Genomic DNA, 19,363 nt, shown 5'->3' with positions numbered 1-19,363 from the left:
GCAGACCCCTGACCTTCGCCTTCGAAATGCGCTTTTCCGGCACCCGTGGTCCAGTTGTCGTGAGCCGGGTAACCGGCCCCGACAGCGCGGCAACACCGCGCAGAAGGAGCTGACATGGAAATCATCGGTGTCATCATCGCCGGCATCGTCATTGGCGCACTCGCTCGTGTCGTCATGCCTGGCCGACAGAACATCAGCGCACTCATCACCGTGGTCCTGGGCGTCCTCGGCGTGCTCATCGGCTGGTACCTCGCCGCAGCGCTCGGAGTTGAGTCCACCAGTGGGATCGACTGGATCCGCTGGATCATCAGCATCATCGTTGCCGCCGCGCTCATCGCCGGCTACATCGCGGTGACGGGTCGCAGGAACACCCACCACGTCTGAGCGCCACAGGCGCACCGAAGGCCCCGTCCACTCGGACGGGGCCTTCGTCGTGCCGGACCTCGTATGCCGCAGGAGCGCTTGTGCGGGCGCCACGGCACCGAAACCGCTCCCACGGCATACAAGGTGGGTCTAGGCGGCGAGGCCGAGGCGCCCCATCCGCCGGGTGTGCTCGTCGGTCAGGCGGGCGAACATGCGCCCGAGCTCGGCGAGGTCGGCACTCGGCCGGTGCTGCGCGCCGACGCCGCCGACGAGCAGCGAGGACAGCGCGTCGCGTTCCACGGCCACCTGCTGGGCCTGCGAGAGCGCCTCACCAACGAGCCGGCGCCCCCACAGCGCCAGACGGCCGGCGACGCGCTCGTCGGCCTTGATGGCCTCGCGCACGACCTTGACGACGAACTCGGCCTGGCCGACGTCCTGCATGACGTCGTGCACGAGCGCCGCCGTCGAGGGGTCGACGTAGGCGGAGATCTCGCGGTAGAAGTCGGTCGCGATGCCGTCGCCGACGTAGGCCTTCACCAGTCCCTCGAGCCAGGTGCTGGGCCGGGTGCGCTCGTGGAAGGCGTCGATGGCGGCGATGAACGGAGCCATCGCGGCCTGGGGGTCGGCGCCCATCTCCTCGAGCCGCTTCACGAGGAACTCGTAGTGACGGAACTCGGCGACGGCCAGGCCCGCCACCGCCGCCCTCAGCGGCTGGCTCGGCGCGAGGTCGGAGTCGCCCGCGAGGCGGGTGAACGCGGTCAGCTCGCCATAGGCGAGGACTCCGAGCAGGTCGACCACGGCCTCGCGGTACTGCGGGTCGGCCAGCCAGTCCGTGGCCGCGACGACGGGGGGCTCTGGGGTGCTCTCCTCCGGGCTCATGGGGCACACCCTAGACGGCGGAGTCGGCCGCACCACGGCGCTGCGGCTACACTCGAAGCGTTATCGGTGCCCGGTCGGCACGACTCACGCCCGCGGGAGGGTTCCTGCGGCCCCCACTTCGAAGACCTCCGATCGGCCCGCTGTGTGCAGACCTCCCCTGACGTGGGACGGTCCCCGATCGAGAGATACCCGAGTGACTGACACCAACACGCCCGCACCCACGCCCACCTTCGCGGACTTCGACGTCCACCCCGACATCGTCGCCTCCCTGTCCGAGGCCGGCATCGTCCACCCCTTCCCCATCCAGGCGATGACCCTGCCGGTGGCCCTCGCCGGCCACGACATCATCGGCCAGGCCAAGACCGGCACCGGCAAGACCCTCGGGTTCGGCGTGCCGATGCTCGACCGCGTCGTCTCGCCGCGCGACCCCGAGTTCGACGGCCTCCCCGACGCCGGCAAGCCGCAGGCGCTGGCCGTGGCCCCCACCCGTGAGCTCGCCGTCCAGGTCGCCAAGGACCTCGAGCGCGCCGGCAAGCTGCGCGGCGTCCGGGTGCTCACCGTCTACGGCGGCCGCGCCTACGAGCCGCAGATCGAGGCCCTCCAGAAGGGCGTCGAGGTCGTCGTCGGCACGCCCGGCCGCCTGATCGACCTCGCCAAGCAGGGCCACCTCGACCTCTCCCGCGCCAAGACCGTGGTGCTCGACGAGGCCGACGAGATGCTCGACCTCGGCTTCCTGCCCGACGTCGAGAAGCTGCTGGCCATGACGCCGGCCTCGCGCCAGACCATGCTCTTCTCGGCCACCATGCCGGGTGCTGTGGTGGCCCTGGCCCGCCGCTACATGACCCAGCCCACCCACATCCGCGCCATGAGCGAGGAGGGCGACGACGGCCACACCGTCAAGGCCATCGAGCAGTTCGTCTACCGCGCCCACGCGATGGACAAGACCGAGATGCTCGCGCGCATCCTCCAGGCCAAGGACCGCGGCCTGACGATCATCTTCAGCCGCACCAAGCGCACCGCGGCCAAGGTCGCCGACGAGCTCACCGACCGCGGGTTCGCCGCGGCCGCGATCCACGGCGACCTCGGGCAGGGTGCCCGCGAGCAGGCCCTGCGCGCGTTCCGCAACGGCAAGGTCGACGTCCTCGTCGCCACCGACGTCGCCGCCCGCGGCATCGACGTCGAGAACGTCACGCACGTCATCAACTTCCAGTGCCCCGAGGACGAGAAGACCTACGTCCACCGCATCGGGCGCACCGGCCGGGCCGGCAACACCGGCATCGCCGTCACCTTCGTCGACTGGGACGACATCCCGCGCTGGGGCCTGATCAACAAGGCCCTCGACCTCGGCATCCCCGAGCCCGAGGAGACCTACTCCTCGTCCGACCACCTCTACTCCGAGCTCGACATCCCGCGCGAGGCGAAGGGCCGCCTGCCCAAGTCGGAGCAGAAGCGCGCCGGCCTCGAGGCCGAGGAGCTCGAGGACCTCGGTGAGACCGGCAAGGGCGCCGGCCGCAAGGGTCCCGGCCGCAGCGACCACGGCGGCACCGGTGGCCGTGGCGGCCGTCCGGGCGGCGCAGGACGCAGCAGCGAGCGACCCCAGCCCACCACCGGTGAGGGCGAGACCAAGCCGCGTCGCAGCCGCAACCGTCGTCGCACCCGCGGCGGCAAGCCCGCCGGCGAGGCGCAGCAGGGCTGACGCCCACCTCCCGCACGACGTATGCCGTGTGGCCCCGACCGGGGGCCACACGGCATACGTGTCTCTCGCCGAGATGGGGCCCGTCACGCCCCACGACGGCGTGCCGCGGGGCTGAGGTCCATCTCGGCGGAGTGAGGTGCGGGTCAGTGCGGCCGGTCGAGGCGCAGGACGTGGTGCAGGGGGTCGTCGACCGGGTTGTCCGGCGGCAGCTCACCCGAGGCGACGACCCGAAAGCCGGCCTTCTCCAGCGCCCGCCACGAGGCCGTGTTGGCCGCGACAACGGCCACCAGCACGCAGGGGGCGTCGGGCAGGTCGCGCCAGGTGCGCTCGACCATCGCGGCGATCATGGACGTGCCGAGGCCGCGGCCGAGCCGCTGCGGGTCACCGACGAGGTAGTCGAGGGTGGCGGCACCCGCCGGCACCTCCACGAGCGAGGCGAAGTCGCGCAGGTTCTCGTCGTAGTCGGCGACCCGCGAGCGCTGCACCAGCCCCACCGGCTCGCCGTCGACCAGCGCGAGCCAGTCCTCGTTCGGCTCCAGGCCGTCGACGCTGGGTCCGAAGTCGCGCTCGACCGCCTCGGGCGACCATTCGTGGCACCACCAGCGGCGCACGGGCTCGGTGGCCAGCCACCGGGCGAGCAGCGGGAAGTCGGCGCGCTCGACGCGCCGGAACTCCACGGCATACCCGCCCGGTGGGCCGGCCATGACCTCCCCTAGGAGGCGGGCGAGATGGTGGCGGTGTCGATGACGAACCGGTAGCGGACGTCGGAGCCCACCACGCGGTCGTAGGCCTCGTTCACCTGCTCAGCCGAGATCCTCTCGACCTCGGCGCCGATGCCGTGCTCGGCGCAGAAGTCGAGCATCTCCTGGGTGAGCTCGATGCCGCCGATGTTGGAGCCGGCGAGGACCTTGTCGCCGCTGATCAGCGCGCCGAGGCTGACGGCCTGGGCCTCGGGCGGCAGGCCCACGGTGACGAAGGCCCCGAACGGCTTGAGCAGGCCGAGGTAGGCGTCGACGTCGAAGCTGGCGCTGATGGTGCTGACGATGAGGTCGAACCGGCCGCGCAGGTCCGTGAAGACGCTGCCGTCCGCGGTGGCGCGGTAGTCCGTCGCTCCGAACCGGCGCCCGTCCGCCTCCTTGCTCGTGCCCTGGCTGAGCACGGTCACCTCGGCGCCCATGGCACTGGCGATCTTCACGGCCATGTGCCCGAGGCCGCCCATGCCGACGACGGCGACCTTCCTGCCCGGCCCGGCGCCCCAGCGCTTGAGCGGCGTGTAGACGGTGATGCCGGCGCACAGCAGCGGGGCCGCCACGTCGAGCTCGAGGTCGTCGGGGATGCGCACGGCGAACCGCTCGGAGACGACGATCTGCTGGCTGTAGCCGCCCATCGCCGGCTCGCCGTCGAGGTTCGTGTCGTTGTAGGTCCAGACGGTGCGGTTCTCGCAGAAGTTCTCGTGGCCGTCCTTGCACTGGGCGCACGCGCCGCAGGAGTCGACCATGCAGCCGACACCCACACGGTCGCCGACCTTGTACTTCGTGACGCCGTCACCGACGGCGGAGACGACGCCGGCGATCTCGTGGCCGGGCACCATGGGGAACGAGGCGCTGCCCCACTCCTCGCGCACCTGGTGGATGTCGCTGTGGCAGATGCCGGCGAACGCGATGTCGATCCGTATGTCGTCGTCGCGCAGGGCACGTCGCTCGATCGTGGTCGCCTCGAGCGGGGCGCCGGCGGAGGGGGCGGACAGGGCTGCGGTGCGGGACACGTGGTCTCCTTCGGTCGCGAATGGTCCGTCAAGGGAAAAGTCCTCGCCGGGCCGTCGTATTCCGCCGCGGGCGGGCCCCTCTCGGCGCGGGCCCGCTCAGACCTTCGGCAGCAGGCTCCTGGCCACGGCCCGGTAGGCCTGGGCGCCCTTGGACGTGCGCGACGTGGCCAGGATCGAGCGGCCCACCGCCGGCGCCTCCGCGAAGCGGACGGTCTTCGGGATCGGCGGGTCGAGCACCGGCAGGCTGTAGCGCTCACCGACGTCGGAGAGCACCTCCCGGGCGTGGTTGCTCCGGCCGTCGAAGAGCGTGGGGAGGATGCCGTAGACCGCGAGGTCCTTGTTGAGGATCTTCTTGACGTCGGCGACGGTGTCGAGCAGCTGGCCCACGCCGCGGTGGCTGAGCATCTCGCACGGCATGGGGATGATGAGTCCCTGGCTCGCGGTCAGCGCGTTGAGGGTGAGCACCCCGAGGCTCGGCGAGCAGTCCAGCAGGATGACGTCGTACTCCTCGCGCACGTCCTCGAGCGCGGTCCGCAGCACGTACTCGCGCCCCGGGCGCGGCAGCAGCTGTGCCTCGGCGCCGGCGAGGTCGATCACGCTGGGCACGAGGTCGACCCCGTCCTCGCACTCCACCCGCACGTCCTCGACGGCAGCCTGGCCGAGCAGCACCTCGTTGACCGACAGCTCGACGACGTCGGGGTCGACCCCCATGCTGAAGGTCAGGCAGGCCTGTGCGTCGAGGTCGACGAGCAGGACGCGCTTGCCGTGCTCGGCGAAGGCCGCGCCGAGGGACGCCACCGAGGTGGTCTTGGCGACGCCGCCCTTCTGGTTCGCGACGGAGATGACCGTGGCCGGCTTCTTCGTGCGGGACTTCGCCACTGGTGACCTTTCGACGAGAGCGGGTATGCCGTGCGGCACAGTCTCTCAGGTCGGCGCCGGTGCACTGCTGGCCCGCGGGCACGACACGCGCGCGATCTCGGTCACGTCGTCGGCAGCGAACGCCACCGCTGCGCGCTGATGCGGTACAGCACGTGCCGCTGGAGGGGGTGGCCGGCGGAGACCCCCGGGTGGTCGAAGTCGCCGGCCTCGTCGCGCACCATGCCGAGCCGCTCCATGACGCGGCGGGACGGGGTGTTGGGCACGGCGGTCATGGAGACCACCTCCTCGAGGGCGAGGGGCCCGAACGCGTGGGCGAGGCTGGCCCGGCCCGCCTCGGTGGCGAAGCCGTGCCCCCACGCCGCGCGGGCGAGGCGCCACCCCACCTCCACGCAGGGGTTGCACGGCAGGTCGTGGCGCGGCACCTGCAGCCCGGTGAACCCGATGAACTCACCCGTGTCGCGTCGCTCGAGCGCCCACAGGCCCCAGCCGAGCTCGTCGATCCTGTCCGCGATGTAGCGGGCCCACCCGTCGGACCGCTCCTGCGTCAGCGGCTCCTCGAAGAAGCGCATCACCTCGGGGTCGCGGTTCAGGGCTGCGAAGGGCGCGAGGTCGTCCTCGCGCCACTGCCGCAGCAACAGCCGTGGGGTCTCGATGTTCACGGCGCCCGTCATGACACTCACGGCTCCTCCCCGTCGAGCGCCGCCCAGTCGGACTGCTCCGGCCCCGCGGCCTGGCCCGCCGGGCAGTGCGCCCGGAAGTCGCACCACCGGCACAAGGGGGTCACGTTGGCGGGGAAGCGGCCCGAGTCGACGCCGAACTCGGCGTAGTCGGCCTCGGCCCGCTGCGCGTCGCGGGCGATCGACTCCGCCTCGTCGATCTTGCGCTTCAGCGACTCCCCCGTGTGCTCGTGCGCGGCGACGGACCCCGTGGGCAGGTGGTGCAGCTCGACCCGCACGCAGCGGCGCCGGAACATCTTCCAGGCCGCCGCGGCATACAGCGCCAGCGGCAGGGAGGTGCGGGCCTCGTCGTCGGTGGGCGGCACGCGGCTGGTCTTGTAGTCGACGACCACGAGCTCGCCGTCGCGCTCGTCGAGGCGGTCGATCCGGCCCTGGAGGGCGAGCCGCTCGGTCTTCAGCGACACGGTGCGCTCGATGCCGAGCGGCTGCCGCGAGGGGTCGACGTTCTCGAGGTAGGCGTGGACCTGCTGCTGGGCCCTGGTGCGCCAGCGCTGCGACTGGTCGGCGTCGCGGAAGCCGAGCTCGATCCACGACGTGCGCACCAGCTCGGCCCCGGCGGCAGTGGTGCGCTGGGCCGCTGGCAGGTCCCACCAGTCACGCAGCGCGTTGTGCACCGCGACGCCGACGGACGTGTGCGCGCGCTGCGGGCGGGCCTGCGGTCGCGGGCGGTCGAGGTACTGCAGCCGGTAGCGCCGCGGGCAGTCGAGCCACGCGTGCAGCCGGGACGGGCTGGCCCGGAACAGGCGCGCCGGCATGCCGCCGAGCTCCTGCTGCTCGAAACGCTGTGCCCCCACGGTCATGCGCGCACGCTATCCCTCGCCGCTGACAAAGGCCCGGACGCTGTTGGCGAGCATCTGCACGGCGATCGCCGACAGCAGCAGGCCGGCGATGCGGGTGAGCAGGGTCGTGCCGCTGTCGCGCAGCAGGCCGTGCACCCGGCTGGCGAAGCGGAGGAACAGCCACACGACGAAGAGGGCGCCGAGCAGCGCCAGCGCCACGGCGGTGTACTCGCCGACCCGGTCGGCCTTCTGCACCTCCAGCATGGTCGCGACGATGGCTCCCGGTCCGGCCAGCAGCGGGGTGCCGAGCGGCACCATGGCCACGTTGACACCGACGTCGGCGTGCTGCTCGGACTCCTTGCCCGTCAGCAGCTCGAGGGCCACGAGGAGCAGCAGCAGGCCGCCGGCTCCCTGCAGGGCCGGGAGCGAGATGTGCAGGTACTGGAGGATCTGCTGGCCGAACACGCCGAACGCCGTGATGACGCCGAGCGCCACGAGCGCGGCCCGGCGGGCGGCGGCCACCCGCTGGCGGTGGGTCAGGCTCTTGGTCAGGCCGAGGAAGACCGGCAGGATCCCGGGCGGGTCCATGATCACCAGCAGGGTGACGAACATCGAGACGAGGATCTCGAGGTCGACCGGGCTCACGAGCGCACCACCGCGGTCCCGCTCGTGGCCTGCTCCTCGATCTGGGCCAGCACCTCCGGTTCGGTGAGGTTCTCACCGATGCGGTTCTCCTTGCCCGTGCCGTGGTAGTCGCTCGACCCCGTGACGAACAGCCCGAGCCGGTCGGCGAGCGCGACCGCGTGCGCCCGCTCGGGGCCGAGGTGGTCGCGGTGGTAGGCCTCGAGCCCGGCGAGGCCGGCCTCGGCCATCTGCTCGATCACGTGGTCGCTGACGGTGCGCCCGCGGCGGTTCGCGAAGGGGTGGGCCATCACGGGGACCCCACCGGCCTCGCGGACCAGGGCGATCGCCCGCAGGACCTCGGGCGCGTAGTGGTGCACGTAGTAGGGGCTGCGGTCGTGCAGCAGGTCGGCGAAGGCCGCGTCCCGGTCCGGCACGTAGCCGACCTCGACGAGCGCGTCGGCGAGGTGGGGACGACCGAGGGTCGCCCCCGCCTTTGCCTGCGCGCGCACCACCGCGAGGTCGACCGGTATGCCGTCGGCCGCCATCCTCGCGACCATCCGCTCCATCCTCGTGTCCCGGCTCGAGCGGGCCCGCTCCATCTCGTGGCGCAGCCCGGCGTGGTCGGGGTCGACGAGGTAGCCGAGGAGGTGGACGCTGACTCCGTGGTGCTGGGTGGACAGCTCGACCCCGGGCACGAGGTCGACGCCGAGCTCGAGGGCGGCAGCGGCGGCCTCGGCCCACCCGGCGGTCGTGTCGTGGTCGGTGAGGGCGATGGTGGTCAGGCCGTGGGCGGCGGCCTCGGCGACGACCCGGGCGGGGTCGTGGGTGCCGTCACTCGCGTTGGAGTGGGTGTGCAGGTCGATCGCCACGGGGCAAGGCTAGGGCCTCACTCCCGCGTGCCATGATCGGAGGGTGGCCCTGAAGACCCACCTCCCGATCCGCGATGCCGAGGGGGCAGACCGGTTCGAGGTCTTCCTCGTCAGCTCGGTGCTGTCCATCGCCGTGACGCGGATCTTCCTCGTGGCCACGGGCTTCCCGCAGCTCGGCGGCGACGGCCTCCACCTCGCCCACCTGCTCTGGGGCGGGCTCGCCATGCTCGTCGCGCAGCTGATGTTCATGCTCTTCCTCAGCAGGGCCGTGCGCAACGTCGCGACGGTGCTCTCGGGCATCGGGTTCGGCCTGTTCATCGACGAGGTCGGCAAGTTCGTCACCGGCGACAACAACTACTTCTACGAGCCCGTCGCCGCCATCATCTACGGCACCTTTGTGGGCACCTACCTGGTCGTGACCTTCGTGGTGCAGCGACACCCGCTCAGCGACCGCGAGCTGGTCGTCAACGCGGTCGAGCTGCTCAAGGAGTCCGCGGCCCACGACATGGACCACGCCGAGCGCCAGCGCGCCATCGAGCTGCTGCGCAGCGTGGGGCCCTCCGAGCCCCTCGCCGCCCCGCTGCGGGAGGCGCTCGAGGCCCTGCCCAGCGAGGAGCCCTCACGCTCGTTCGTCTCCCAGGGCTACGCGGCCGTCCGCGGTTTCGTCATCGGCCTCCCGCGGCTGGAGGCGATCAAGCGCACCGCGGTCGTCGCCTTCCTGGTCTTCGTCGTGTTCTCGGCGCTGCGGCCCACCGTGCTCATCTTCCAGGGACCGGACGTCGTCGACGTGGTCTACGCCGCCTTCGCGCTGGCCTCGGTGGCGGTGGCGATCGCGGCGACGCGGCGGTGGCTCCGAGACCAGCGGGCGCAGGCACTGCGGCTGTTCGAGATCGCCCTGCTCGCCCAGCTGTTCATCGTGCAGTTCTTCCGCCTGCTCGACGAGGAGTTCGCCGGCTACCTGCTGGTCTTCGTCAACCTGGCGCTGCTCGGGCTGTGCCGGGCGCTGTCCTACCAGCAGCGGCACCCGTCCCACTCCTCGGAGGAGCCGGCCATCCCGGTGGGCCGGGACCACGGCGGGTAGGAGGTCCGCCCGCAGGGCAACCTCTGTGGCCCCTCCGTCGTAGTGCAGGGTGAACGGACCAACGACGAGCGGGGGCACCATGGGCAGGCAGGGCAAGGCCGAGCGCGACGCCGCGTTCGCCACGTTCGCGGGGCCAAGCAGTCCCGGGAGGTCAGCAGGGGCTAGGCGGAGGGCTCGGCCTGCTGCCCCGGCCAGTTCTTGTCCTGCTGGGGGGTCGGGCGTCCGGGCTGCTCGCCGCCGCGGGCGTCGAGGTAGCTCTGCTTGGGCACCATGACCTTGCGGCGGAAGATGCAGACGACCTTGCCGTCCTGGTTGTAGCCGATGGTCTCGACGTGCACCACGCCGCGGTCGTCCTTGCTCGTCGACTCCCACTTGTCGAGCACGGTCGTCTCGCCGTAGATGGTGTCGCCGTGGAAGGTCGGGGCCACGTGGCGCAGCGACTCGACCTCGAGGTTGGCGATGGCCTTGCCGGAGACGTCGGGCACGCTCATGCCGAGCAGCAGCGAGTAGACGTAGTTGCCGACCACCACGTTCCTGCCGAACTGCGTGGTCTCCTCCGCGTAGTGCGAGTCCAGGTGCAGCGGGTGGTGGTTCATGGTGATGAGGCAGAAGAGGTGGTCGTCGTACTCGGTGACCGTCTTCCCGGGCCAGTGCTTGTACACCGCACCGACCTCGAACTCCTCGTACGTGCGCCCGAACTGCATTCCGACTCCCTTGTGCGGCGTGTGCCTGTGCGGTGGTGCTGGTGCGGCTGGTTGCGGCCCATCCTGCCGACTGGCGGCGCCGTCCGGCACCCGCTGCGGCCGTGCCCTCCCTCACACTCCCCGCCCGCCGAGACAGGGCACAGGTCACCACCGCTGCCACGGGTGCGGGTCCTCCCCCACCTCCGCGACCACGGCGAGGTCGTCCACGAGCTGCCCGAGGCGCTCGCCCTCGAGGTCGTCGGAGACCACGTGGAGCGCGTCCTGCAGCGCCTCGCGCACGATGCTCGCGAGGTCTGCTCCGTCGTCGGTCAGCTCCACCATGAGCGACCTGGCGTCGTAGGGGTGCTCGTAGCGCACCACCAGCTCTCGGGCCTCCATCCGCTTCACCACCCGCCCCATGGCCTGAGGCGTCATGCGCAGCGACTCAGCGAGCAGGCTGACGGGCCGGGGGCTCCGCACCAGCAGCAGGACGTGCAGCCCGGTGGCGCCGACGTCGGCGAAGCCACGCCCCTCGAGCGTCTGCAGCAAGAGGCGATCCATGGAGGCCGTCGCGCGGCGCAGGAGGTGTGGCAGCGCCTCCAGCTCGGCAGGTGTCCCCCGCTCACCCACGAAGCGCGCCACACCGCCAGTCTGCCCAGGGGCGCGGTCCCGTCCGTCGGGCTTTCCACAGCCGGCTGGGCTCGCGACGGGCAACCCGAGCGGCGAGCGGGCGGCATACCTCTGCGGGGGAAACGAACCCGAGGTTCACAGAAAGGGAACCTCAGGTTCGCATTCCCGCGCAGCACACCACGGCCCCGGCAGCCGCGCGGCTCATGCGACGATGGACCGGTGACCAGCGAAGAGCAGAAGCAGGCCGACAACCGGGCGCGTCCCACCACCGACGAGTTCCGCGCCTTCGTGGCCGAGGACTGGGCACCGCGGCGTCCCGGCGCCACCGCGCCGTCCGAGGCCGCCCCGTATGCCGCCGCGCGCCGGGCCCGCGTCAGCGAGGCCTTCCCGGGCGAGCGGCTCGTCGTGCCCGCCGGCGGCCTGAAGGTGCGCAGCAACGACACCGACTACGTGTTCCGCCCGCACAGCGCCTTCGCGCACCTCACCGGCCTCGGCGGTGACCGCGAGCCGGACGCCGTGCTCGTCCTGGAGCCGCGGGACGCCGAGCACGGTGGCGGCCACGAGGCGATCCTCTACTTCCGCCCGCTGGCCGGCCGCGACACCGACGAGTTCTTCGCCGACACCCGCTACGGCGAGTTCTGGGTCGGCGCGCGTCCCACCATCGAGGACATCGAGACCGAGCTGGGCCTGACCGCCCGCCACATCGACGAGTTCGCCGACGCCGCGGCGAAGGACGCCGGCGAGGTCACCGTGCGCCTGGTGCGTGACGCCGACCGCGACCTGGCCCGCCAGCTCGACGCCGCCCGCACCACCGAGGGCGCCGACGCGTCCACGCTGGAGGAGGCCGACGACGAGCTCGCGGCGTTCCTCTCCACCCTCCGCCTGCTCAAGGACGAGTGGGAGGTCGGCGAGATGCGCAAGGCCGTCGCCGCCACCCACGTCGGATTCGAGGCCGTCATCGCCGACCTGCCCGAAGCGGTCGCGAAGGGCCGCGGCGAGCGCTGGGTCGAGGGTGTCTTCGGGCTGCACGCCCGCCACCAGGGCAACGGCATCGGCTACGACTCCATCTGCGCCGCCGGCGACCACGCGACGACGCTGCACTGGATCAAGAACACCGGTGACCTCAAGGAGGGGGACCTCATCCTGCTCGACGCCGGGGTCGAGGTCGACTCGCTCTTCACCGCCGACATCACCCGCACGCTGCCCGTCAGCGGCACCTTCACCGCCGCCCAGCGCGAGATCTACGACGCCGTCTACGCCGCGCAGGAGGCCGGCCTGGCAGCGGTCAAGCCGGGCAACAAGTTCTCCGACGTGCACGCCGCCGCCATCCGGGTCATCGCCGAGCACCTCGAGAAGTGGGGCCTGCTGCCCGAGGGCGTCGACGTCGAGGGCACCCTCGACAAGGAGCACGGCCAGTACCACCGGCGCTGGATGGTGCACGGCACCTCGCACCACCTCGGCATCGACGTGCACGACTGCGCCCTCGCCACCCGCGAGCAGTACATGGACGCCGAGCTGGAGCCCGGGATGGTGCTCACCGTGGAGCCCGGGCTCTACTTCAAGGCCGACGACCTCAAGGCCCCCGAGCGGTTCCGCGGCATCGGCGTGCGCATCGAGGACGACGTGCTCGTCACCGAGGACGGGTGCGAGAACCTCTCCGCAGCCATGCCCCGCACCTCCACCGAGGTCGAGGCCTGGATCGCCCGCATCTGGGAGCGCTGAGCCTCAGCGGCGCTGGACGACGTCGAGCAGCAGCGCGTGCTCGACCCCGGACGCCTCGCCGCCTCTGCCCAGGATCATCTGGATGAGGTCGCGGGGCGGCGGGAAGTCCGGCCCCAGGGCCGCGTTGTACTCGCGGTGCGCCTCGAGCGAGGACACGGCCGCCTCGAAGTGGCCCGTCACGTCGACGTAGTGCGACGGCTGGGGTGAGCCCCCGAAACCGACCAGGGCCACCCCGCCCCACGGCTCGAACCCCTCCGCGGCGAGCTCGGGGAAGATCCACCGGTTGCCGGCATCGGCACAGGCGTCGAGCGTCGCCAGCCCGACCGCCCGGTGGTCGGCCTGGTTGGGCATGCCGCCGAAGAACCGGTCGTGGTAGTCGCCGGTGATGACGACCTCGGGCCGGCGGCGCCGGATCTCCCGGGCGATGTCGCGGCGCAGGTCCAGGCCGTACTCGATGTGCCCGTCACGGTAGTCACCGAAGTCGACCTCGGTCACGCCCACCAGCGCGGCGCCGTCGCGTTCCTCCTGCTCCCGCAGCGGACCGGACTTCGCCGGCTGCATGGTGTCGATCCCGGCCTCGCCGCGCGTGAGCAGGAAGTAGGTGACGACCTTGCCGGCCTTCGTCCAGCGGTCCACCGCTGCGGCCGTGCCGTACTCGATGTCGTCCGGGTGCGCCACGACGCACAGGACGCGCGAGAAGTCGTCACCGAACTCGGCCAGCTGCGGGCGCTCCGTCATGCGCCCAACGGTATGCCGCGGGCTCGCCTGCCGGGGTCGGTTCGGCTCAGCTGCCGGCCGGGGGCTGGGGCTGCTGGGGCGGCTGGGGCACCTCGCCGGTCGGTGACGCGGACGGAGCGGTCGTCTGGGCCCTCTGCGCGGCAGCAGCAGCCGCGGCCTCGGCCTCCCGGGCCGCCCGGACCTCGGCCTGGGCCGCGGCCATCGGGTCCATCTGGGCGAGCAGCTCGCGGGCGCGCTGCACGTGCCGGTGCTCGACGAGCACCTCGTACTGGGTAGCCACCACCTGGGTGACCGAGGTGAAGTCCCGGTGCCCACCGGTGAACTGGTAGCCGAGGACGGCCCACATCAGGCCGAAGCCGGCGCCGAACAGCACCGTCAGCAGGATGCTGCCGGTTCCCGAGGCCTGGGGGTCGAACAGCGCGAAGATCAGCCCGACGAACAGGCCGAGCCACATGCCCGACAGGATGCCACCGGCGGCGACCCGGCCGCGGGTGAGCCGGCCGGTGACCCGCTCGAGCTGCTTGAGGTCCGTGCCGACGATCAGCACGTTCTGCACCGGGAAGTCGTGGTCGGAGAGGTAGTCGACGGCCTTCTGCGCCTCCTCGTACTTCTCGTACCGACCGACGCTCATCGGGTACTCCAGCGTCAGGCTGGCGCGGGACCGTGACAACGCGTTCGACTGGGTGCTCATGCCCACAGTCTGTCAAAGCAGGCTGGACGTTTCCTGCAGGTGGCGCACACTGCGGGCTCGGGGCGCCGGCTCTCAGCCCTTGAGCCGGTAGTCCTCGAGCAGGCGCCGCCCGATGATCATGCGCTGGATGTCGGCCGTGCCCTCCCCGATCAGCAGCATCGGCGCTTCACGGTAGAGCCGCTCGATCTCGTACTCCTTGGAGTAGCCATAGCCGCCGTGGATCCGGAAGGAGTCCTCGACGACCTGCGAGCAGTACTCGGACGCAAGGTACTTCGCCATGCCGGCCTCGAGGTCGTTGCGCTCCCCCGAGTCCTTCTTGCGGGCCGCCTTGACCATCATCTCGTGGGCCGCCTCGACCTTGACCGCCATGTCGGCCAGGCGGAACAGCACGGCCTGGTGCTCGGCGATCTTCTTGCCGAACGTCTCGCGCTGCTGCGCGTAGGACACGCCGAGCTCGAAGGCGCGGCGGGCGACGCCGCAGCCGCGGGCGGCGACGTTGACGCGGCCCACCTCGACGCCGTCCATCATCTGGTAGAAGCCCTTGCCCGGCTCCCCGCCGAGGATCTGGGCCGACGTGGTCCGGTGCCCCTCGAACACGAGCTCCGTCGTGTCGACGCCCTTGTAGCCCATCTTCTCGATCTTGCCCGGCACCGTGACGCCCTGGGCGGTCTCGCCGAACCCCTCGGTCTTGTCGATGAGGAAGGTCGTCATGTTCTTGTAGACCGAGTCGGCGCCGGTGTCCGTCTTCACCAGCACCGCAACGAGATTCGCCGAGCCGCCGTTGGTCAGCCACATCTTCTGGCCGTTGATGGTCCAGTCGTCGGAGTCGCCGTCGCGCACGGCCTTGGTCTTGATCGCCGCGACGTCGGAACCGCAGCCCGGCTCGGACATCGAGAAGGCTCCGCGGATCTCGCCGGTCGCCATCTTCGGCAGGTAGTGCTGCTTCTGCTCCTCGGTGCCGTGCTGGAGGATCATGTGGGCGACGATGAAGTGGGTGTTGATGATGCCGCTGACCGACATCCAGCCGCGCGCGATCTCCTCGACGCAGAGCGCGTAGGTCAGCAGCGACTCGCCCAGGCCGCCGTACTCCTCGGGGATCATCAGGCCGAAGATCCCCATCTCCTTCATGCCCTCGACGATCTGCGTGGGGTACTCGTCCTTGTGCTCCAGCTCGGTGGCGACGGGGATGATCTGCTCGTCGACGAACTCGCGCACGAGCTTGACGAGCTCGTTCTGCTCCTCGGTCAGGCCATCGGTCTGCTGGAGTCGGGACATGCGCTTTCGCCACCTTGCGTCGCGGGATAGGACCTGCCGCGAGTATGCCGAGTGCTCACCAGAGGGGACAGTGGAACTCCGTGTGAGTCCCACCACCCCTCCGAACCTTTATCGGGTCAGGCCGTCAGGGAAGGTCGACGAACGGCTCGAGGAAGTCCCGGGCGCTCTCGGTGTCCATGCGGTACGCCACGTTGGTGGCGTAGCAGGGGACGTCCCCGGTGATCGTCGTGGCCGCCAGCACCCACTCGCCGTCGAGCACGACGAAGTTCGGCCCGCCGGAGTCGCCGTAGCACGCCCCGCCGAGGTCACGGGACTCGTTCATGGACAGGCGCACCCACGTCTTGTTGAGGGCGCTGAAGTCCTCCATCGCCTTCATCCGCACACCGCCCCCGAGGTGCTGGTGGCCGCCCGGCCCGCGCAGGGCCTCTTCGGTGCCGTATCCGACTGCCCACCACTGCGCCGCGTCGAGAGCCCGGGAGCCGAGGCTGTCGAGCTGCCCGGCCTCGGGCAGGGTCGCCGGCTCGAAGTTCCAGACGTCCTGCGGCGTGACGTCGCGGTCGGCGAAGTCGAGGACGCCGATGTCATGGCTGTCGGCGGAGTTGCCGGGGTAGGCCGGGTCCTGGTGCGGGTCGCCCTCGACGATCCAGCCCTCGTCGAGGAACAGCTCCGCCTGCTCGGCCGGAGTCAGCCCGTCCTCGACAGCTGCGTCGAGCTTGCTCTGGACGTCCTCCTCGAGGGAGACGAAGAAGCGCGTGCCTGCGGGCCAGTCGTCAGTGCAGTGCGCGGCCGTGAGGAAGGTGTCGTCGTCGACCATGGCCCCGCTGCACACCCAGTCGAAGCGGTCGTAAGTGCCGTCCTCGTCGCGGTCCCACAGGGCGACGAAGGCCCCTACCTCCGTGCGCTCTGGAGCCGGCTGGGCGTTGTAGCTGTTGATCGCTGCAGCCGGCAGGGCGAGGGCCACGGTGGCCGCACCTCCGGTGACGAGCGCAGTGACGACACTGGCAACACAACGGCGCATGGCTGATTCCCCTCACTCACTCCCCCAGACCCCTGCTGGAGAACCCGGGGTCAAGGTACGCCCTATCCCGTGCCGAGGGAACCCCCGGAAAACCGGTGGCGCATCAGTCGGGACGGCTGCCACGCTGGGAGCAAGCCGCACGGCATACCGGCTGTGCACCGACTCCACTGCGGAAGAAGGGAGGCGCGACATGTCCACGACTGTCCTGGGCCGCCTTCGTGCCCACACCCTTCTCACCCTGGAGTCTTGCCTTGCACGCATTCTCGGAGAACGCAAAGTTCTCGTTTGACAGCCGCCCCGACGACCCGCCGGAGGGCGAGCGCTGGTCCACCTGGGACGGCGCCACCCACGGGCCGAAACCCCGACCCGACTGGGTGATCACCGCGCTCGGCGCCGTCGAGTCCGACCTGGGGATCCTCAAGACCGGCAAGGAGGCCGACGTCCACGTCGTCCGCCGGTGGATCCCTGACGGCACGAACCGCCCCGCGCACGACACCCTGCTCGCCGCCAAGCGCTACCGCACCAGCGAGCACCGCATGTTCCACCGCGACGCCGGCTACCAGGAGGGCCGCCGGGTCCGCCGCAGCCGGGAGATGCGGGCCATGGCCCGGCGCACCGAGTTCGGCCGCGAGCTGCTGTCGGGGCAGTGGGCCTCGGCCGAGTTCGAGGCGCTCGGCACGCTGTGGGAGCTCGGCCTGCCGGTCCCCTACCCGGTGCAGCTGAGCGACCGCGAGATGCTGATGCAGTTCGTCGGCGCCGCCGGGCAGGCCGCGCCCCGCCTCGCCCAGACCCGGCCCGCGCCGGACCTGCTGGCCGAGCTGTTCGAGCAGCTGCGCGGGTCGCTCACCCTGCTCGCGCAACGGGGCTGGGCGCACGGCGACCTGTCGCCCTACAACGTGCTGCTCGACGGCGAGCGGCTGGTGCTGATCGACTGGCCGCAGATCGTCGACGTCATCGGCAACCCGCGCGGGTTCGAGTTCCTCGGGCGCGACGTCGCGAACATGTGCCGGTGGTTCCGCAGCCGGGGCCTCGACGTCGAGGAGGGCGAGCTGCTCGGCGACCTCGTCGCCGCTGCCACGTCGCGCTGGTAACCCGGGGCGTCCGCCGGCGAGCCCGCGCGTCCTAGGGTGCCGTCATGGCCTTCCCCACCCGTCGCAGCGTCCTCGCCGGCGCGCTGGGCACGGCGCTCGCGGGTGGGCTCGGCGCGTGCGGCGACGGCGAGGTGGCCTGGCGGTCCGGCCGCCTGCGGACGGCCCACTGGCCCGGGCACCAGCCGCGCTGGCGGCTCGCCGTGCCCCGCGAGGGCGACCGGCCGCCACCGGTCGTGCTGGTGCTGCACGGCCGGGGCGGCAACGCCGACACCGCCTTCGACGAGCTGCACCTGCACGACCACGTGGCGCGCACCGGCCTGGCCGTCGCCTCCGTCGAGGGCGGCGACCTCTACTGGCACCGGCGCCGGTCGGGGGCCGACCCCGGACGCATGGTCACCGACGAGCTCCTCCCGCTGCTGCGGGCCCAGACCGGGTATGCCGGGCCCGTCGCCTTCCTGGGGTGGTCGATGGGCGGCTACGGCTCGCTGCTCCTCGCCAGCGTGCTCGGGCCGCGGACCGTCGGTGCGGTGGTGGCGCAGTCAGCGGCCCTTTGGACCGACCCCGGGGCGAGTGCGCCCGGGGCGTTCGACGACCGGGCCGACTTCGAGGCCCACGACGTCTTCGACCGCTCGCGCACCGAGGTGCTCGCGCAGCTCCCCGTCCGGCTCGACTGCGGCGACGCCGACCCGTTCGTCGAGGCCAACCGCGCCTTCGCCGAGCGGCTGCCCTCGGCGCGGCTCACGGTCGACGCCGGGGGTCACGACACGGGCTACTGGCGCGACCACGCCAGGGCCCAGCTCGACTGGGTCGCGGCGCGCCTCGACGGCGGCCGCTGAGCCGGCGTCAGTAGACGACGACCCGGCTCCCGACCGGCATCAGGGCCCGGGCCCAGATCATGTCCATGGCGGCGTTGCTCACCCGGGCGCAGCCGTGCGAGGCGGGGTAGGCCGGCACCGACGCGGCGCCGTGCACCGCGATCCCGCCGTTGAAGTAGCGCGGGCGCCACAGGTCGCCGAGCGGGCCCTCGTCGTTGCCGTCGACGGTGCGGAACACCGAGTACGTGCCGGCAGGGGTCACGGCGCGCGCCGTTCGGCCGTAGTACTCGAAGGGCTCGCCGTTGCCCGTGCTGGTGTTGAGGATCGTCGTGACCGCCCCGCCGCGCACGACGAGGAGCACCTGGCGCTGCAGGTCGATCTCCAGGCCCGTGCCCCCGATGCGCGACTGCGGCCGCACCCCCGCCTGCAGGGCCCGGCGGGTGGCGGGGCCGAAAACCCCGTCACGCCCGAGGCCGGCGGACTTCTGCAGCGCCATCACCGCCTGCGAGGTCAGGTAGCCGTAGGTGCCGTCCGGTGTGCCGAGCCAGTAGCCGAGCGACGACAGCCGCTGCTGCACCGACAGCACGTAGGCACCGGAGTCACCGGGATGCAGGGTGTCGCCCTCCTTGGGCGTCGGCTTCACGGTGGGGGTCGGCCTGGGCGCCGGCTTGGTGGTCGAGGGCTTCGGCACCGGGGCGCTCGTGGTCGGCGAGGGCGTCTCCGTGGGCGCTGGGGTCGTCGTCGGTTCCGTCACCGGTTCCGGGCTCGACGGGGCGGCTGTGGTGGACGACGGCGACGCGACCGCGCGCGAGGTCACGGTCGAGGGTGCCGCGGTCTCAGCGCCCTCGACCGTGACCATGCCGCAGCCGGTCAGGCCGAGGGCCGCCGCCGCGAGCACCGCGGCCGCCCGTGCCGCCGCCCCCGCCACGTCCCCTGGGTGTCGCCCCATCGATGTCCCCCGTTCCGACGCCGTGCGCGACGCCTGTCGTCTGAACCGGGCACCCATCCTCGGGGAACCCCGCCCGTTG

21 protein-coding genes are annotated in these 19,363 nt (G+C 71.8%); 6 read left to right on the top strand and 15 right to left on the bottom strand.

The window, feature by feature from the left end; all coding sequences use genetic code 11:
* Positions 1-114 precede the first annotated feature (114 nt).
* Positions 115-384 (top strand): GlsB/YeaQ/YmgE family stress response membrane protein, encoded by a 270-nt coding sequence (locus P0Y31_RS13870; RefSeq protein WP_275804597.1) that lies wholly within the window; start codon positions 115-117, stop codon positions 382-384.
* A gap of 129 nt (positions 385-513) precedes the next feature.
* On the opposite strand, the gene P0Y31_RS13865 is transcribed toward P0Y31_RS13870, so the two are convergent.
* On the bottom strand, positions 514-1,242 hold the full coding sequence (locus tag P0Y31_RS13865) for a ferritin-like fold-containing protein (RefSeq protein ID WP_275870342.1): 729 nt from the start codon (positions 1,240-1,242) through the stop codon (positions 514-516).
* A gap of 193 nt (positions 1,243-1,435) precedes the next feature.
* Here P0Y31_RS13865 and P0Y31_RS13860 point away from each other — a divergent pair, with 193 nt between their 5' ends.
* A complete protein-coding gene (locus P0Y31_RS13860; RefSeq protein ID WP_275870340.1) occupies positions 1,436-2,938 on the top strand; it encodes a DEAD/DEAH box helicase in 1,503 nt (500 codons plus the stop codon).
* A 143-nt stretch (positions 2,939-3,081) separates the two neighbouring features.
* Here the strand turns inward: P0Y31_RS13860 and P0Y31_RS13855 are convergent, their stop codons facing one another.
* The 7 genes from P0Y31_RS13855 to P0Y31_RS13825 all read right to left on the bottom strand — a co-directional run bounded on the left by P0Y31_RS13855 (position 3,082) and on the right by P0Y31_RS13825 (position 8,591).
* A complete protein-coding gene (locus P0Y31_RS13855) occupies positions 3,082-3,642 on the bottom strand; it encodes a GNAT family N-acetyltransferase (protein WP_275870338.1) in 561 nt (186 codons plus the stop codon).
* A gap of 8 nt (positions 3,643-3,650) precedes the next feature.
* Positions 3,651-4,703: an NAD(P)-dependent alcohol dehydrogenase gene (locus tag P0Y31_RS13850; RefSeq protein ID WP_275870336.1), complete on the bottom strand. Its 1,053-nt coding sequence runs from the start codon at positions 4,701-4,703 to the stop codon at positions 3,651-3,653.
* Positions 4,704-4,799: 96 nt separating this feature from the next.
* Entirely contained in the window at positions 4,800-5,582 is a 783-nt protein-coding gene (locus P0Y31_RS13845; protein WP_275870334.1) for a ParA family protein, read from the bottom strand.
* 101 nt (positions 5,583-5,683) lie between these two features.
* Positions 5,684-6,253, bottom strand: coding sequence for a GNAT family N-acetyltransferase (locus tag P0Y31_RS13840; protein WP_275870332.1), 570 nt, complete (start codon positions 6,251-6,253; stop codon positions 5,684-5,686).
* A 5-nt stretch (positions 6,254-6,258) separates the two neighbouring features.
* Positions 6,259-7,119 (bottom strand): PD-(D/E)XK nuclease family protein, encoded by an 861-nt coding sequence (locus tag P0Y31_RS13835; RefSeq protein ID WP_275870330.1) that lies wholly within the window; start codon positions 7,117-7,119, stop codon positions 6,259-6,261.
* Positions 7,120-7,128: 9 nt separating this feature from the next.
* Positions 7,129-7,743 (bottom strand): MarC family protein, encoded by a 615-nt coding sequence (locus tag P0Y31_RS13830; RefSeq protein ID WP_275870328.1) that lies wholly within the window; start codon positions 7,741-7,743, stop codon positions 7,129-7,131.
* Positions 7,740-8,591, bottom strand: coding sequence for a PHP domain-containing protein (locus tag P0Y31_RS13825; protein WP_275870326.1), 852 nt, complete (start codon positions 8,589-8,591; stop codon positions 7,740-7,742). Before P0Y31_RS13825 ends, P0Y31_RS13830 begins: the two co-directional genes overlap by 4 nt.
* A gap of 43 nt (positions 8,592-8,634) precedes the next feature.
* Between P0Y31_RS13825 and P0Y31_RS13820 the strand changes: the two genes are divergently transcribed.
* Positions 8,635-9,672, top strand: a complete 1,038-nt coding sequence (locus P0Y31_RS13820; protein ID WP_275870324.1) for a hypothetical protein — start codon at positions 8,635-8,637, stop codon at positions 9,670-9,672.
* Positions 9,673-9,833: 161 nt separating this feature from the next.
* Here P0Y31_RS13820 and P0Y31_RS13815 read toward each other — a convergent pair whose 3' ends face one another.
* Together P0Y31_RS13815 and P0Y31_RS13810 are read right to left on the bottom strand one after the other, a co-directional pair.
* Entirely contained in the window at positions 9,834-10,376 is a 543-nt protein-coding gene (locus P0Y31_RS13815; RefSeq protein ID WP_275870322.1) for a MaoC family dehydratase, read from the bottom strand.
* A gap of 144 nt (positions 10,377-10,520) precedes the next feature.
* Positions 10,521-10,997 carry a MarR family transcriptional regulator gene (locus tag P0Y31_RS13810; RefSeq protein WP_275870320.1) on the bottom strand — a complete coding sequence of 159 codons (477 nt, stop codon included), beginning with the start codon at positions 10,995-10,997 and terminating at the stop codon, positions 10,521-10,523.
* 207 nt (positions 10,998-11,204) lie between these two features.
* Between P0Y31_RS13810 and P0Y31_RS13805 the strand changes: the two genes are divergently transcribed.
* On the top strand, positions 11,205-12,707 hold the full coding sequence (locus tag P0Y31_RS13805) for an aminopeptidase P family protein (protein WP_275870318.1): 1,503 nt from the start codon (positions 11,205-11,207) through the stop codon (positions 12,705-12,707).
* 3 nt (positions 12,708-12,710) lie between these two features.
* On the opposite strand, the gene P0Y31_RS13800 is transcribed toward P0Y31_RS13805, so the two are convergent.
* The 4 genes from P0Y31_RS13800 to P0Y31_RS13785 all read right to left on the bottom strand — a co-directional run bounded on the left by P0Y31_RS13800 (position 12,711) and on the right by P0Y31_RS13785 (position 16,429).
* Positions 12,711-13,445 carry a PIG-L deacetylase family protein gene (locus P0Y31_RS13800; RefSeq protein WP_275870316.1) on the bottom strand — a complete coding sequence of 245 codons (735 nt, stop codon included), beginning with the start codon at positions 13,443-13,445 and terminating at the stop codon, positions 12,711-12,713.
* A gap of 46 nt (positions 13,446-13,491) precedes the next feature.
* Positions 13,492-14,136 (bottom strand): general stress protein, encoded by a 645-nt coding sequence (locus P0Y31_RS13795; RefSeq protein ID WP_275804624.1) that lies wholly within the window; start codon positions 14,134-14,136, stop codon positions 13,492-13,494.
* A gap of 72 nt (positions 14,137-14,208) precedes the next feature.
* The gene (locus tag P0Y31_RS13790; protein WP_275870313.1) at positions 14,209-15,411 is read right to left on the bottom strand and encodes an acyl-CoA dehydrogenase family protein; all 1,203 of its coding nucleotides are present in this window, start codon (positions 15,409-15,411) and stop codon (positions 14,209-14,211) included.
* Positions 15,412-15,535: 124 nt separating this feature from the next.
* Positions 15,536-16,429: a trypsin-like serine protease gene (locus tag P0Y31_RS13785; protein WP_275870310.1), complete on the bottom strand. Its 894-nt coding sequence runs from the start codon at positions 16,427-16,429 to the stop codon at positions 15,536-15,538.
* Between the two features lie 251 nt (positions 16,430-16,680).
* Here P0Y31_RS13785 and P0Y31_RS13780 point away from each other — a divergent pair, with 251 nt between their 5' ends.
* Together P0Y31_RS13780 and P0Y31_RS13775 are read left to right on the top strand one after the other, a co-directional pair.
* Entirely contained in the window at positions 16,681-17,520 is an 840-nt protein-coding gene (locus tag P0Y31_RS13780; protein WP_275870308.1) for an RIO1 family regulatory kinase/ATPase, read from the top strand.
* A 44-nt stretch (positions 17,521-17,564) separates the two neighbouring features.
* Positions 17,565-18,356 (top strand): alpha/beta hydrolase-fold protein, encoded by a 792-nt coding sequence (locus P0Y31_RS13775; RefSeq protein ID WP_275870306.1) that lies wholly within the window; start codon positions 17,565-17,567, stop codon positions 18,354-18,356.
* 7 nt (positions 18,357-18,363) lie between these two features.
* Here P0Y31_RS13775 and P0Y31_RS13770 read toward each other — a convergent pair whose 3' ends face one another.
* Positions 18,364-19,284 carry a L,D-transpeptidase family protein gene (locus P0Y31_RS13770; protein WP_275870303.1) on the bottom strand — a complete coding sequence of 307 codons (921 nt, stop codon included), beginning with the start codon at positions 19,282-19,284 and terminating at the stop codon, positions 18,364-18,366.
* Positions 19,285-19,363: the final 79 nt, after the last annotated feature.

It is taken from the genome of Knoellia sp. 3-2P3 (assembly GCF_029223115.1).
GTDB lineage: Bacteria > Actinomycetota > Actinomycetes > Actinomycetales > Dermatophilaceae > Pedococcus_A.
Note: the sequence above shows the minus strand (reverse complement) of the source record. Positions and strands in the feature narration are given on the sequence as shown.